Genomic DNA, 15,250 nt, shown 5'->3' with positions numbered 1-15,250 from the left:
TGCGGAACACGCCATCGGCGGGCTGCGCGCCGCCAGCGCGGGGCTGAACATCGCCCGCGCTACAGCGTATGTAGACCACACCGGCAACAGCGCCGTCGTGACCAGCGCTGCGAATCCGAATGACGCATGGAGCGTGCTGGTGGCGCCGCCACCCGGCTGGGTCAAGCGCGATCCGCCCACGCAGTGGCCGCGCGCCGGTGGGCGGACCAATGCGTATCTGCCGTGGTTTGGGCAATGGACAGGCAGCAAATAGGTCCTCTTGTGGACTTGCCTTTCCGCCAGCCAGATAAGAGCACGGAGATGGCGACATCTGCCGTGCTTAACCGGGAGGTCCACCACGCACGCGCCCCCGGGGGCGACTTCGACCGCCCTCCCAATGCAGTGAGTATCGGCAACTGCAGTATTCGCGGACCTTCAGTTCACGGTCCGCACCTTACGTGTGCAAATTGCACGTGCGAGCCGTTGTTCTAACGATGGTGTCAACATGGCGCAAAACCTGGCCGTCAAGCACAGTCACGCGGCCTGCTGCACCCGCGCCTCCACCAGCAGCCGCTTGAGTTCCGGCACGCACGAGCCGCAATTTCCCCCGGCCTTCAGGCAGGCCGTGATCTCTCCGGTCGATTGCAGGCCCTTGTCCCGAATGGCGTCGCAGATGGTGTTGCGGCCCACGCCAAAGCACGAGCACACCGTGGGCCCGACGTCCGCGCCGGCCTCAATCGGCTGGCCGAGCAGGACGCCGGCGCGGTCGAGATCTTCCAGGCGCGCCTGCGCGAACAACCCGGCCAACCAGTTGCGCGACGGCAGATCGGGGCGCGGCGACAGAAACACACACGCCTCAATGCGGTCATCCACGACGTGCACGGCACGGTAGACGCGCGCGGTGGTGTCTTCGTATTCGAGCCAGTCGGCATGCGGGTCGGTCACGCCGAGCAGCTTGCGCGCCCAGTCATGAACGTTGCCGAGTTGCTGGCGCCCGGCCAGTTCATAACGCACGAACTGCTTGCCCTGGATGCGCGTCCACCACGTGGCGTCGTCGGTGTCGAGCGCGCGGCGCGACAGCACGAAGCCGTGCCACGCCACGTCGAACGGCTCGACCATCACGGGCGTGTGCTTGAACTCGGGCTCGCCGGACACGGGGTCGACGACCGGGTTCACCACCGCGCCCACGCGAGCGTCCGACGCAAACTGGCCATTCCAGTGGATCGGCACGAACACGCTGCCGCGCGCGATGCCACCCGTCATGCGCACGCGCGCCACCACGCTGCCCCAGCGGGACGACACACGCGCGAGACTGCCCTCGCGCACGCCGGCCAGCAGCGCATCGTGCGGGTGCAGATCGACGAACGGTTCGGGAATGTGGTCGGCCAGCCTGGGCGCGCGGCCGGTGCGCGTCATGGTGTGCCACTGGTCACGCACGCGGCCGGTGTTGAGGACGAGCGGGTATTCGCCATCGGCTGCATGCGCGGGGGCGCGTGCCGGCGTCGGCACAAAGCGTGCGCGGCCATCGGCGTAGGCGAAACGGCCGTCGCTGAAGAGACGCGCTTCGCCACTGCCGGGCGCGGTCACCGGCCATTGCACGGGCGACATGCTGTCGTAGGCATCGGCATCGAGCCCCGTCAATCCGCCGAGGTGGAAAGCACGAGGCACACCGCCCGCCGTGTTGGCATAGGCCGAGAGGCGCGCGTGTTCGTCGAACACATCGCGCGGGCTGGTGAAGTCGAAGCCGTCGTAGCCCATGCGGCGCGCCACGTCGGCGATGATGTCCCAGTCTGCGCGGGCCTCGCCGGGCGCTGGCAGGAAGGCGCGCTGGCGCGAGATGCGGCGCTCGGAGTTCGTCACGGTGCCGTCCTTCTCGCCCCAGCCGAGCGCGGGCAGCACGATGTCGGCCAGGACCGTGGTGTCGGTGGCTTCCACAATGTCGGAGGCGACCACGAGTTCGCACTTGGCCAGCGCGCGGCGCACCTGGTCGGCGTCGGGCAGGCTGACCACCGGGTTGGTGCCCATGATCCACACGGCCTTCACGTGCCCGTCTTCGATGGCCTGGAAGAGGTCCACCGCCTTGAGGCCCGCCTTGTCGGCCATGCGCGGTGCGTTCCAGAACGTCTGGACGAGTTCACGATGCGTGGGCTCGTTCAGTTCCAGGTGCGCGGCCAGCATGTTCGCCAGGCCGCCCACCTCACGCCCGCCCATCGCGTTCGGCTGGCCGGTAATCGAGAACGGCCCCATGCCGGCGCGCCCGATGCGGCCCGTGAGCAGATGGCAATTGATGATGCTGTTGACCTTGTCGGTGCCCGCGCTGGACTGGTTGACGCCCATGGAGAACGCCGTGATGGTGCGCTCCGTGTCGGCAAACCAGTTGTAGAACGTGAGCAGGTCGTCGAGCTTGAGCTTGCATGCCTTGGCCACCGCTTCCACGTCTTCGCTGTGCGTGCCGGCGGCTTGCAGCGCGGCGTCGGGGCCGTTGGTGTGCAGGGTGACGAAGTGGCGGTCAACCACGCCGCGGCGGGAAAGGAACGACAGCAGGCCGTTGAAGAGCCACACGTCGGTGCCCGGCCTGATGGGCAGATGCAGGTCTGCCAGCTCGCACGTGGCGGTGTGGCGCGGGTCGACCACCACGACTTTCAGCTGCGGCCGCGCCTCTTTTGCACGCACGATGCGCTGGAACAGGATCGGATGGCACCACGCGGTGTTGGAGCCCACCAGCACGATGAGGTCTGCGGCTTCGAGATCGTCGTAGCAGACCGGGACGAGGTCTTCGCCAAACGCGCGCTTGTGCCCCGCCACGGCCGAGGACATGCACAGGCGCGAGTTGGTGTCGATGTTGGCCGTGCCGATGAAGCCCTTCATCAGCTTGTTGGCGACGTAGTAGTCCTCGGTCAGCAGCTGGCCGGAGACGTACAGCGCAACGGCATCGGGGCCGTGTTCATCGATGATGCGGCGAAAGCCCTGGGCGACGGTGTCGAGCGCGGCGTCCCATGAGACGCGCTGCAGCGGGGCAATGGGCGCACCCAGGTCGTGCGAACGTTCGCGGATGGCGGGATACAGGAGGCGGCCTTCGAGGCTGACGGTTTCTCCCAGCGCGGAGCCCTTCACGCACAGGCGCCCTGCGTTGGCGGGGTGCGTTGGATCGCCTTGAATATCGACGCTGCCATCCGCTTGCGGGGTTGCCAGCACGCCGCAGCCGACGCCGCAGTAGGGGCAGGTGGTGCGCACGGCGGCCGTTATTGGGTGAATGGGGATGGTTGTCATCGTCGTCTCTGTGTTGCTCTGCGTGATTGGTGCACCCCTGGTTTCATCCCCTGCCGGGGCTGACTCACTTTTCTTTGTCTTGCCAAAGAAAGTCAGCATAAGAAAGGCGCGCCCGAGATGGCGACTTCCCCTTGGATTTTTGTAAGCGGGCGGAAACAAGACGGGGAACTGTCTGAGCGCAGCGAGTTTTCCCCGTCTCCGCCCGGTTACAAAAATCCAAGGCGCCATCAAAGGCAGGAACGTCAAAGGCCACACCGGCGGCGTACGAAGGGTGATGCCGGTTCCGTATCTTGCCGGTGTTCATTACGCCGCTTCCGCTTCGCACAGCGCGCGGCCAAACAACAGGCGCTGGCGGATCGACGTGATAGGCACCTCGCGTTGGATCAGGTCGAAGTACCACGGGCCGTCGGCGACATCGCCGTACAGGACTGCGCCGACGATACGGTCTTCCTTCAGCACCAGGCGCTTGTAGACGCCGCGGCGCGGGTCGCGCAGCACGATGTCTTCGGTGCCGTCGCCGCCGATGAAATCGCCCGCCGAATACAAGTCCACGCCGGTGACCTTCAGCTTGGTGGCCGTGGCCTGCTGGACATAGCGGCGGTGGCCGGCCCCCGCCAGGTGTGCGGCACATACGCGGGCCTGGTCCCAGATAGGCGCCACCAGGCCGAACGTGGCGCTACGGTGCTGCACGCATTCCCCCACGGCGTAGATGCGCGGGTCGTAGGTCTGCAGGGTGTCGTCCACGATGATGGCGCGTTCGCAACGCAGGCCGGCCGCCTTGGCAAGCTCGATGTTCGGGCGCACGCCGGCCGTCATGACCACGAGGTCGGCCGGGATCTGCGTGCCGTCCTTGAAGCGCACGGCGGTCACGCGGTCGGTGCCGAGCAGCTCCGCCGTGTGCGCGCCGAGCAGGAAGCGCAGGCCCCTGGCTTCCAGTGCCTTCTGCAGCAGCTGCGCGGCGGGCTTGTCGAGCTGGCGCTCCATCAGCGTGTCGGGCAGGTGCACGACCGTCACATCCATGCCCTGGCGCATCAGACCGTTGGCGGCTTCCAGCCCCAACAGCCCGCCGCCGATGACGACGGCATGCCGATGGTTGCGCGCTGCCTCCAGCATCGTCTCCACGTCCTGGATGTCGCGAAAGGCGATCACGCCCGGCAGCAGGTGCCCCGGCACCGGCAGGATGAACGGCCGCGAGCCGGTGGCGATCAGCAGACGGTCGTAGCGGACCTCCACGCCGTCGCGCGAGCGCAGCGTGCGGCGCGGGCGGTCGATGCTCACCACCGGATCGCCCGCATGCAGCGTGATGTGGTTCTGCGCGTACCACTCACGCGTGTTCAGCATGATGTCGTCGACCTGCTTCTCACCCGCCAGCACAGGAGATAGCAGGATACGGTTGTAGTTGCCGTGCGGCTCTTCGCCGAAGACGGTGATGTCGTACAGGTCGGGCGCCAGCTTGAGCAGCTCTTCGACCGTGCGCATGCCGGCCATGCCGTTGCCGATGACGACGAGCTTGGGGCGAGTCATCGCGCCACCCACACCGTTCCGCCTTCCACCTTGGCTGCGTAGGCCTGCACCGAGTTGGCCGGCGCTTCGAGGCACTCGCCCGTTGCCAGATCGAAGTGCTGCTTGTAGATCGGCGAGGCCACGACGATGCGGTCGCCGAGGTTGCCGACGAGCCCGCGCGAGAGCACGGCCGCGTCGGAGTTCGGGTCGTAGTTGCCGATGGCATAGACCGGCTGCGGTGCACTGCCCGCAACGTGGAAGACGGCGACCTGCTCGCCGTCCACGAGCGCGCACACGCCGGTGTTGGGCACGATGTCGTCCAGCGGGCAAACAGGAATCCAGCGCGATGCTTGCATGTCGGGCTCCTCTCTCAAGCGGCTTCTGCAACAACCGGAATGCGCACGGGACGTGTCTTCGCGCGCTCCTCCACCGTGGCCGGGCGGATCTGCCCGCGTTCCTCGACAAAGACGACGTTCGCGTCCTTCGCGTCGCTGTTGACGAAGTGGCGGAAGCGCTTGCGCACATCGGGGTTCGTCACGGCGGTCTTCCATTCGTCCTGGTAGGTGTCGACGACGTGCTGCATCTCGGCTTCGAGTTCGGCCGCAATCCCGAGCTTGTCGTTGACGATGACGTCCTTCAGGTAGTCGAGGCCGCCTTCGAGGTTGTCGCGCCACGTGCTCGTGCGTTGGAGGCGGTCCGCTGTGCGCACGTAGAACATCAGGAAGCGGTCGACATACTTGATGAGCGTGTCCTGGTCGAGGTCGGCCGCCAGCAGTTCGGCGTGGCGCGGCTTCATGCCGCCGTTGCCGCATACGTAGAGGTTCCATCCCTTTTCCGTAGCGATGATGCCGACATCCTTGCCTTGCGCCTCCGCGCATTCACGCGTGCAGCCCGACACGCCAAACTTCAGCTTGTGCGGCGAGCGCAGGCCCTTGTAGCGATTCTCCAGCGCAATCGCAAAACCGACCGAGTCGCCCACGCCGTAGCGGCACCACGTCGAACCCACGCACGACTTCACCGTGCGCAGCGACTTGCCATACGCGTGGCCCGACTCGAACCCGGCCGCAATGAGCTCTTCCCAGATCAGCGGCAGCTGCTCCAGGCGCGCGCCGAACAGGTCGACACGCTGGCCGCCGGTGATCTTGGTGTACAGGCCGTATTTCTTGGCGACTTGGCCCACGGCGATCAGGCCATCGGCGGTGACCTCGCCACCCGGCATGCGCGGCACGACGGAATACGTCCCGTCTTTCTGGATGTTGGCGAGGAAGTAGTCGTTGGAATCCTGCAGGCTGGCGTGCTCCTTCTTGAGCACGAAGTCGTTCCAGCACGAGGCCAGGATGCTCGCCACCGTCGGCTTGCAGATGTCGCAGCCCAAACCGTGGCCGTGCGCCTGCAGCAGCGCGTCGAAGGTCTGGAATCGGCCCACGCGCACGAGGTGATACAGCTCTTGGCGCGAGTACGGGAAGTGTTCGCACAGGTGGTTGTTGACGGCCAGGCCCTGCTTCTTCATCTCGGCCTTCATCACCTGCGTCATGAGCGGCACGCAGCCGCCGCACGAGGTGCCGGCCTTCGTTGCGTCCTTGAGCGCGCCCACGGTGGTGGCGCCGGCGCACACGGCCTGGCACAGCGCGCCCTTCGATACGTCGTTGCACGAGCAGATCTGCGCGCTGTCCGGCAGCGCATCCACGCCCATGGCCGGGCGCGCGTTGCCATCGGCCTGCGGCAGGATCAGGAATTCCGGCGCCTCAGGCAACGGAATGCGGTTGAGCATCATCTGCAGCAGCGTGCCGTATTCCGATGCGTCGCCCACCAGCACGCCGCCGAGCAGGTACTTGCCGTCTTCCGACAGCACGAGCTTCTTGTAGATCTGCTTGCGCTCATCCGTGAACAGCACGCTGCGGCTGCCCGGCGTCAGGCCTTGCGCGTCGCCCAGGCTGGCGACGTCCACGCCCATCAGCTTGAGCTTGGTGCTCATGTCCGCGCCGTTGAACGTCGCTTCGTCGTCGGCCGCGAGGATCTGCCTGGCCGTGATGCGCGCCATTTCATAACCCGGTGCCACCAGGCCATAGACCTTGCCGCCCCACAGCGCGCATTCGCCAATCGCGTATACGTCCGGCGCGGACGTGCGGCATTCGGAGTCGATCACGATGCCGCCGCGCTCGCCCACTTCGAGGCCGCAGGCACGCGCCAGTTCATCGCGGGGGCGGATGCCGGCCGAGAAGACGACCATGTCGGCTTCCAGGTGAGTGCCATCGGCAAAGTTCAGGCGGTGCGTGCAGGTTTCGCCGTCGACGATCTCGACCGTGTTCTTTTGCGTATGCACCGTCACGCCCAGGTCTTCGATCTTCCGGCGCAGCATGCGGCCGCCACCGTCGTCCACCTGCATCGCCATCAGGCGGCCGGCAAACTCGACCACGTGTGTTTGCAGTTGCATGTCGCGCAGGGCCTTGGCGCATTCCAGGCCGAGCAGGCCGCCGCCGATCACCACGCCGGTCTTGGCGCGCTGGCCGCATTCGGCCATCGCCTCGAGGTCTTCGATGGTGCGGTAGACGAAGCAGTCCTTGCGGTCGCGGCCCGGCACGGGCGGCACGAACGGCGACGAGCCCGACGCAATCACGAGCTTGTCGTAAGGCAGCACCTCGCCGGTGGAAGCCGTCACCGTCTTGGCGATCGTGTCGATGGCCGTGGCGCGGGCATTGAGCTTGAGCACCACGTCATCGCGATCAAAGAAGCCGGGTGCCACCAGCGAGAGGTCTTCCGCCGTCTTGCCGGTAAAGAACTCAGAGAGGTGCACGCGGTCGTATGCGGGGCGCGGCTCTTCGCACAGCACCGTCACCTCCAGATGGTGCCCGGGCGCCTGCAGCAGGCTCTCCAGAAACTTGTGGCCCACCATTCCGTGGCCAATGACGACGATCTTCATGGTCATGGTGATGTCCTCTTTCAGGCGTTGCCGGCAGCGGCCAGCGTGTTGTCGTAGAGCGCTTGTTCACGCGCCTTGTGTTCTGCCGAGAAGCGCACCGCGATGGCGCAGATGGCCGACAGCCCCACCAGCACGCCGAGCATCGAGAGCGTGGCCTGCGTATCCGCCATGCCTTTCAGCAGGAAGCCCGCCGCCACCGCGCCCGCGTTTCCGCCCGCGCCGATGATGCCGGCCACACCGCCCAGCGCACGGCGATCGATGAAGGGCACCAGCGCATACGTCGCACCGCACGCCATATGCGTGAACAGGCCGAAGCCGAGCATCGCCAGAATCGCCACCGGCACGCTGCCGGCATGGGCAAAACCGAACAGGCCGAGGCCCTCGCCCAGCATCAGCAGGCACAGCAGTTGTGTGCGCGCATCCAGGCCGCGCCTGGCTGCCACGCGGTCCGACACGATGCCGCCCAGCGCGCGCGCAAACAGCGCAAGCAGGCCGAAGCTGGCCGCGGCCATCCCGGCTGCCGACAGCGACAGGCCAAAGTGATCGACGTAGTAAGTGGCGGCGATGTTGTGGATGAAGATCTCCACGCCGAAGCACGCGCCGTAGGTGATGAAGAGCAGCCACACGCGGTAGTTGCCCGCGGCCGCGACGAAGCTGCCCCAGCCGCCCTTCTTGCCGCCGTCGATGGTCTTGCCGGCGGCACGCAGTTCTGCGTAATTGCCCTCGGGGCAGTCCTGCGTATAGCGCCAGTACAGCGCCGCCACGATCAGCATCGCCACGCCCGGCACCACCATGGCCAAACGCCAGCCCATGCTCTGCGTCACGCCCATCATCACGATGGCGGTGAGCAGCAGCGGCATCGTGCCCTGCGCCACGCCACCGCCCGCATTGCCCCAGCCCGCTGCCGCAGCGTTGGCTGTGCCGACCACGTTGGGCGCGAACATGACCGACGTGTGGTATTGCGTGATCACGAAGCTCGCGCCGATCGCGCCGATCGCCAGGCGAAAGAAGAGAAACGCCTCGTAGCTCTGCGCCAGCGCCACACCGAGCACCGGAATTGCCCCCACCACCAGCAGGCCGGTATAGGTCTTGCGCGGGCCGAAGCGGTCGCACAGCGGGCCGACGAGCAAGCGCACGAGGATCGTCACCGCCACGGCCGCGATGTTGATGTTGGCGATCTGCCCGGGCGTGAGGTGGAATTCGCCCTTGAGCACCGGCATGAGCGGCGCGCAGGCGAACCACGCATAGAAGCACACGAAGAACGCGAGCCACGTCAGATGAAAGGCGCGCATCTGCGGCGTACGCAGACTGAACAGATCGATTCGGGTGGCTTTGCCGGTCATGTCGAATCCCGCATCCAAAAAAAGAAAGGCGTCCGAGAACCAGGCCGCATTGGCCGGGTTCTGGGACGCCGTTGTCCAAGTGACCCTGGGCAGCAGGGCCTTCACCACGAAGAGAGCGAATCGCCATTGACCCGCGCAATGGTGCTATGCAACAGGTATGCCAGGCGAGCGAAGCCTTGTGAGATAAAGCTCTGCGGGAAATGTGCGCCCAGCGCGCAGCGCTGCATGCCTCAAGCGCGAGCACCGCGCCGCACGCTTTCGGTGCAGCGGCGGCTTGGGATGGTGCGGCACAGCAAATGCGTGGGGCGCGTCAGGTGATGCGCCGTGGGGCTCAGTAGCCGTGCGTCACGATGGAGAGGACAGACAGATCCGGGTGCGTGCCGTCAACGATGCTGCGCGCGACGTGCACCGCCTCGTCAACGGCGTCTTCCACGGTGCGGAAGCTGTCGTCGCCGTCGGCATGGAACGGCACGACATGGCCGGGCAGCGACGCATCTGCGCCGGGGTGGCAGACGTAGCCGGTATAGGTGTAGCGGGCAGGATCGGTGCGCGCCGGAGACAGCGCGACGTGAATCTCGAACCCTTCGTAGAGTTCGACGGGCGAAGTGAGCAGGTCAGACATGGCGGTCTCGCTTGTGACGTTTGCCTGCCGCACCGACGCTTGTGGCGCGGCTTGGTGTCTTGTACCCACCAGTCTAGGTGATGTGCCGCGCGGTGGAATCCGGCGGTTTGGATGACATCGGCCGCGCACGCGCGAGTGCCCGGCCGATGCCGCATTGCCGTGCGGCTACGCGCGTTTGATGAACCGCAACAGGAACAACAGCACCAGCGCGCCCGCCACCGCCGTGGCAATGGAGCCCACCCACCCGACGCCAAACGAAATGCCCAGCGCCCCTGCGAGCCATCCGCCAACAAACGCGCCGACGATGCCGACGACGATGTCGGCGAGCAGGCCAAAGCCGCCGCCCTTCGTGATCCAGCCGGCCAGCCAACCCGCGACCGCGCCGATGATCAGCCATGCAAACAAACCGTGTGAGGCCATCTTGCCGCTCCCGAAAATGTGCGTTTCGACGTACTGCTGCCTGGGCATAGTAGGGCGAACACCGCACAATCGCCACGTCCGTCCCACACGGTTTTTGCAATTGCCAGCGCGGGCCGATTTCAGCGGAACACGTTCACCGCCTCCACCAGGCGCGTCGCTTGCACACGCAGGCTTTCGGCAGCGGCAGCACTCTGCCCCACGAGCGTCGCGTTTTCCTGCGTGACCTGGTCAAGGTGGCTGACCGCCTGGCTGACCTGCGTGATCCCTTCGGTCTGCTGCGCGGTAGCCAGACTGATGTCGGCGATCATGGCCGAGACCCGCTTCACCTGCGCAACGATGTCCTCCATGGTCTTGCCCGCCTGGTCGACCAGCTGGGAGCCCGATTCCACCTTGTCGACGCTGGAGCCGATCAGTGCCTTGATCTCCTTGGCCGCGCCAGCACTGCGCTGCGCGAGCGCACGCACTTCGCCCGCCACCACCGCAAAACCGCGCCCCTGTTCACCCGCCCGGGCAGCCTCTACCGCGGCGTTGAGGGCCAGGATGTTGGTCTGGAACGCAATGCTGTCGATCACGCCGATGATGTCGGCGATCTGCCTGGCACTCTGCGAGATCGAACTCATCGTGGCCACCACCTCTTCCATTGCGCGGCCGCCGTTGAGCGCGGCCTGGGTGGCCGTGCCGGACAGCGTATTCGCCTGACCGGCCGTTTCGGCATTGCTCGCCACCGTGGCCGTCATCTGCGTCATCGAACTCGAGGTTTGCTCCAGGCTGGCGGCCGCCTGCTCGGTGCGCGTGTTGATATCGCCATTGCCTCTGGCGATCTCCTGGCTGGCCGCCTGCACGTTGACCACCTGCTCGGCCACGTCGTCAATCAGCCATCGGAACATCAGACCAAGCTGGCTGACGGAGCGCAGCGTCATGCCGATCTCGTCCACGCGGTCTGCGATGGCGACTTTCCGGCTTTCGCCCGATGCCACGCTCAGTGCCAGCGCCTGCAGCTTTTCGAGCGGCGTGGCGATCTGCACCTTCAGCGACCACGCAGCGACCAGCAGCGCCACCGCCAATGCCGCCGCGAAGCCGCCGAGGGCGGCGCCAGACAGGCCGGACGCCCACGCGGCCCCCAGCAGTGCGGGCAGCAGCATCAGGAACGTCAGCCGGATGCGCCAGCGCACCGGCATCACCTGGAATACGGAGCGCCAGGCCATCAGGCCGGTGCGCACGATCAGTCCTTTGTGAAACTTGCGCGTGCCTGCCTGTCCGGTCCGAAAATCCTTGTAGAGGGTTTCGGCGGCGGCAATTTCATCGCGGGTCGGCTTGGTGCGCACGGACATGTAACCCGTCGTGCGGCCGTTGCGCACCACGGGTGTCGCGTTGGCACGCACCCAATAATGGTCGCCATTCTTGCGGCGATTCTTGACCAGCGCCGTCCATGGCTGGCCCGACTTCAACGTCGCCCACATGTCCGCAAACGCTTCTGGGGGCATATCGGGGTGCCGCACGATATTGTGCGGCTGGCCCTCGATTTCCTCGCGGGAAAATCCGCTCGCCTCCACAAAGGCAGCATTCGCGTAAGTGATGTAGCTCTGGGTGTCGGTCGTCGACATGAGCGTGGCGTTTTCCGGGAACTCGTATTCACGCTGGGTGACAGGTTCATTGACACGCATGGGGGGGCTCCTCTGGCGATTTTGCTTAGCAACGAGGTTTTCGGCAGAAAACCCGATTTATTAAGGACGAGACAGCCCTTCGTACGCAGGGTGTGAGACGAAGTCCTCGATTAAACTGCCCGAGCAGATACTGCTCAAGGAAAACGATTTTTGCCTGCCGCCCAGGGCGGCCCAGCGCGAAAATCCTTGGGTATCTCCGTTTTCCGCAGGGAGCGCCGTCGCGTCATATATCAACATGCAAAACCAATTAATCCCTTGTTTGCGTTATTTTTCCCGTGTCAAGGGGAGAATAGAAGGCGCCTCCTAATCTGCACGCGTTTGCTTGTGAGCAACATTCACATCGCCACTTGAACGCCCCGCGTTGCGCTTCGTGCCGCCCCGCGACAGCACGTCACATTGCACCGCCAGGCCGGGCAGCTAAACTTTCACAAATTCCTGAAATTTGAGAAAGATCAAAACGATGCAACTCTCCCCCTTGAAACAGCGCTTCGTCTTGCATTTTGGCGAGATGGGCAGCCGCTGGGGCATCAACCGCACGGTCGGGCAGATCTACGCCCTGCTCTACGCGGCGCGCGAGCCGATCAACGCGGACGAGATTGCCGAGGCATTGGGTTTCTCACGCTCCAACGTGAGCATCGGGCTGAAGGAACTCGAAGCGTGGAAGCTGGTGCGGCTGTCGCACAGGCCGGGCGACCGGCGCGAGTACTTCGCCGCCCCCGACGACATCTGGACCATCTTCCGCACGCTGGCCGAAGAACGCCGCAAGCGCGAGATCGACCCCACGCTCTCGCTGCTGCGCGACGTGATGCTCGAATCCCCCACCGACCCGGACGACCGCCACGCCCAGGCCCGCATGAAGGAGATGTATCAGCTCATCACCCTCATGACCAACTGGTTTGATGACGTGCAGAAGCTGGACGCCGGCTCCCTGCAGCAGCTCATGAAGATGGGCGCCAAGGTGCACAAGCTGCTGGAGATGAAGGACAGGCTTGCCGTTGTGGTTGGCGGCAAATCGAAGTAGCACGCCCCCAAAAAGAAAGAAGAACCATGTCATTTGATCCGGTTGTACTGGCGCGCATCCAGTTCGGCGCCAACATCACGTTCCACATCCTCTTTCCCACCATCAGCATCGCGCTCGCATGGGTGCTGCTGTTCTTCAAGCTGCGCTATCGCAAGACGGGGGATGAAGCCTGGATGGCCGCGTACCGCCTGTGGGTGAAGGTCTTTGCGCTCACGTTCGCGCTGGGCGTGGTGTCCGGCGTGACGATGAGCTTTCAGTTCGGCACCAACTGGCCGGGCTATATGAACACCGTGGGCAATATCGCCGGGCCGCTGCTGGCCTATGAAGTGCTGACGGCATTCTTTCTGGAGGCAAGCTTCCTCGGCATCATGCTGTTCGGCACAAGGCGCGTGAGCCAGCGAATCCATACGTTTGCGACGTTCCTGGTCGCGCTAGGTACGACCATCTCGGTGTTCTGGATCATCGCGCTCAACTCGTGGATGCAGACGCCGGCCGGTTACGTGATGATCGATGGCCGCGCGCATCCGGAAAGCTGGCTGGCGATCATCTTCAACCCGTCGTTCCCGTATCGGTTCACCCACATGCTGCTGGCCTCGGGGCTGACGGTCGCGTTCCTGCTGGCGGGGTTGTCCGCTTACCGCTGGCTGCGCAACGATCGGGGTGCCGACGTGCGCGCCACGCTGAAGACGGGCGTGATGATGGCGGCTGTGCTGATCCCGTTGCAGATTGCCGCAGGCGATGCGCACGGCCTGAACGTGCTCGAGCATCAACCCGCCAAGCTCGCCGCGATGGAGGGCATCTGGCAAACCGAGCGCGGCGTGCCCGCCGTGCTGTTCGGCGTGCCGGACCCGGCCACACGCAGCAACCGCTTCGAGATCGCGGTGCCCAAGCTGGCGTCGCTGTACCTGACGCACTCGTTCGATGGCGAGGTGAAGGGGCTCGATCAGTTCGACCAGCATCCGCCCGTGCTGCCGGTGTTCTTCGCCTTCCGCCTCATGGTGGGCGTGGGCTTGCTGATGCTGGCGGTATCGTGGGTGAGCGCCTGGCGCCTGCGCGGCAACGCAGCGCTGCCGCAATGGCTCGCCCGCACGCTCGTGGCCATGACGTTCTCCGGCTGGGTTGCCGTGGTCGCTGGCTGGTACGTCACGGAAATCGGCCGCCAGCCGTGGCTCGTCTACGGCGTGCTCACCACCGCTCAGGCCGCGTCGGCCGTGCCCGCACGCATGATCGGCAGCACGCTCGCCATGTATCTCGCGCTGTACGCATTCCTGATCGCCTCGTACGTCGGCGTCGTGTTCTATCTGGCCCGCAAGGCGAGTGGCACCATCGACCCGACCGATGCCGACATCCCGGGCCAGCGCACGGCTAATCTCTCCCCTTCCCTCGCGAGCCGCGCATGAGCACGATTCCCGACCTCACTCAACCCGCCGGCTGGCTGCCGGTGGTCTTCATGGCCCTGATGGGAATTGCCGTGCTGGCCTACGTCGTTCTTGACGGCTACGACCTGGGCGTCGGCATCCTGCTGCGCCGCGCCGACGATGCAGACAAGGACACCATGATCGCCTCCATCGGCCCCTTCTGGGACGCCAACGAAACCTGGCTCGTGCTCGGCATCGGCCTGCTGCTGGTGGCATTTCCGGCAGCGCACGGCGAAATCCTCGGCGCGCTCTATCTGCCCGTCGCCCTGATGCTGTTCGGGCTGATCCTGCGCGGCGTGGCGTTCGACTTTCGCGTCAAGGCACGCGCGCACCACAAGCCGTGGTGGAACCGCGCGTTCTATGCCGGGTCCGTCATCGCCACCGCCTCACAGGGCCTGATGCTGGGCCTGTATATCACGGGCTTTCGGTACGACGCTGCCAACGTCGTCTTTGCGATCTGCACGGCGGCAGGGTTGATCGCGGGGTACCTGCTGCTGGGCGCGACGTGGCTGATCATGAAAACCGAAGGTGCGCTGCAGCTGCGCGCGGTGCAATGGGCGCGCGGCACCTTGTGGTTCACGGCGCTGGGCGTGGCAGCGGTATCGGCGGCGACGCCGTGGGTCAGCACACGTGTGTTCGACAAGTGGTTCGCATTGCCCAACATGATCCTGCTGGCGCCCGTACCGCTGGTTACCGTCGCGCTGTTCGGCCTGATCGACTGGGTGCTGCGCCGACTGCCGCAGCAGATTGCCAAGGGCGATGAGCACCTCGCATGGGCGCCTTTCGTCGGCACCGCCGCGATCTTCCTGCTGGCCTTCAACGGCCTGGCCTACAGCTTGTTCCCATACCTGGTGGTGGACCGGCTCGACATCTGGCAAGCCGCCAGCGCGCCAGAGTCGCTCGAGTTCATGCTGGTGGGTGTGGCAATCGTGCTGCCGACCATCGTGGCGTACACGATCTACTCGTACAAAGTGTTCCACGGCAAGGCGACGGAGCTGCGGTATGACTGAGATGGATGGCGCGGCCGGCTGCGCGTTGCGCGACGATGCGGCGCTCCGGGCTTGTCGCATGCATCGTCGTCGTCAATACG

11 protein-coding genes and 1 pseudogene are annotated in these 15,250 nt (G+C 65.5%); 4 read left to right on the top strand and 8 right to left on the bottom strand.

The features are described 5' to 3' along the window. Positions 1-253 (top strand): annotated as a pseudogene (locus tag A6M56_RS06070) (hypothetical protein); the annotation flags it as partial. Between the two features lie 260 nt (positions 254-513). Here A6M56_RS06070 and A6M56_RS06065 read toward each other — a convergent pair. The 8 genes from A6M56_RS06065 to A6M56_RS06030 all read right to left on the bottom strand — a co-directional run bounded on the left by A6M56_RS06065 (position 514) and on the right by A6M56_RS06030 (position 11,721). Then, a complete protein-coding gene (locus A6M56_RS06065) occupies positions 514-3,249 on the bottom strand; it encodes a nitrate reductase (protein WP_102078994.1) in 2,736 nt (911 codons plus the stop codon). 303 nt (positions 3,250-3,552) lie between these two features. Continuing rightward, positions 3,553-4,773, bottom strand: a complete 1,221-nt coding sequence (locus tag A6M56_RS06060) for an NAD(P)/FAD-dependent oxidoreductase (RefSeq protein WP_062738926.1) — start codon at positions 4,771-4,773, stop codon at positions 3,553-3,555. Beyond that, the gene (gene nirD, locus A6M56_RS06055; protein WP_045219809.1) at positions 4,770-5,108 is read right to left on the bottom strand and encodes a nitrite reductase small subunit NirD; all 339 of its coding nucleotides are present in this window, start codon (positions 5,106-5,108) and stop codon (positions 4,770-4,772) included. Before nirD ends, A6M56_RS06060 begins: the two co-directional genes overlap by 4 nt. 14 nt (positions 5,109-5,122) lie before the next feature. After that, complete coding sequence (nirB, locus tag A6M56_RS06050; RefSeq protein WP_082076371.1) at positions 5,123-7,678, bottom strand: nitrite reductase large subunit NirB; 2,556 nt, start codon at positions 7,676-7,678, stop codon at positions 5,123-5,125. A gap of 14 nt (positions 7,679-7,692) precedes the next feature. Further along, positions 7,693-9,015: an MFS transporter gene (locus tag A6M56_RS06045; RefSeq protein WP_045219807.1), complete on the bottom strand. Its 1,323-nt coding sequence runs from the start codon at positions 9,013-9,015 to the stop codon at positions 7,693-7,695. A gap of 331 nt (positions 9,016-9,346) precedes the next feature. Then, complete coding sequence (locus A6M56_RS06040; protein ID WP_045219805.1) at positions 9,347-9,637, bottom strand: hypothetical protein; 291 nt, start codon at positions 9,635-9,637, stop codon at positions 9,347-9,349. Positions 9,638-9,802: 165 nt separating this feature from the next. Further along, positions 9,803-10,057 (bottom strand): GlsB/YeaQ/YmgE family stress response membrane protein, encoded by a 255-nt coding sequence (locus A6M56_RS06035; RefSeq protein ID WP_045220460.1) that lies wholly within the window; start codon positions 10,055-10,057, stop codon positions 9,803-9,805. A 119-nt stretch (positions 10,058-10,176) separates the two neighbouring features. Further along, on the bottom strand, positions 10,177-11,721 hold the full coding sequence (locus A6M56_RS06030; protein ID WP_102078996.1) for a methyl-accepting chemotaxis protein: 1,545 nt from the start codon (positions 11,719-11,721) through the stop codon (positions 10,177-10,179). Positions 11,722-12,181: 460 nt separating this feature from the next. Here A6M56_RS06030 and A6M56_RS06025 point away from each other — a divergent pair, with 460 nt between their 5' ends. The 3 genes from A6M56_RS06025 to A6M56_RS06015 are packed head-to-tail and all read left to right on the top strand — an operon-like array spanning position 12,182 to position 15,170. Further along, on the top strand, positions 12,182-12,742 hold the full coding sequence (locus A6M56_RS06025; RefSeq protein WP_045219801.1) for a GbsR/MarR family transcriptional regulator: 561 nt from the start codon (positions 12,182-12,184) through the stop codon (positions 12,740-12,742). Between the two features lie 26 nt (positions 12,743-12,768). Then, positions 12,769-14,142: a cytochrome ubiquinol oxidase subunit I gene (locus A6M56_RS06020; RefSeq protein ID WP_102078997.1), complete on the top strand. Its 1,374-nt coding sequence runs from the start codon at positions 12,769-12,771 to the stop codon at positions 14,140-14,142. Continuing rightward, complete coding sequence (locus A6M56_RS06015) at positions 14,139-15,170, top strand: cytochrome d ubiquinol oxidase subunit II (protein WP_062738923.1); 1,032 nt, start codon at positions 14,139-14,141, stop codon at positions 15,168-15,170. The genes A6M56_RS06020 and A6M56_RS06015 overlap by 4 nt, the downstream gene beginning before the upstream one ends. Positions 15,171-15,250: the final 80 nt, after the last annotated feature.

The sequence above is a fragment of the Ralstonia sp. RL genome (assembly GCF_001683835.1).
Lineage (GTDB): Bacteria > Pseudomonadota > Gammaproteobacteria > Burkholderiales > Burkholderiaceae > Ralstonia > Ralstonia mannitolilytica.
The sequence above is the reverse complement of the archived record's forward strand: the minus strand, read 5'-3'. Positions and strand labels throughout refer to the sequence as shown.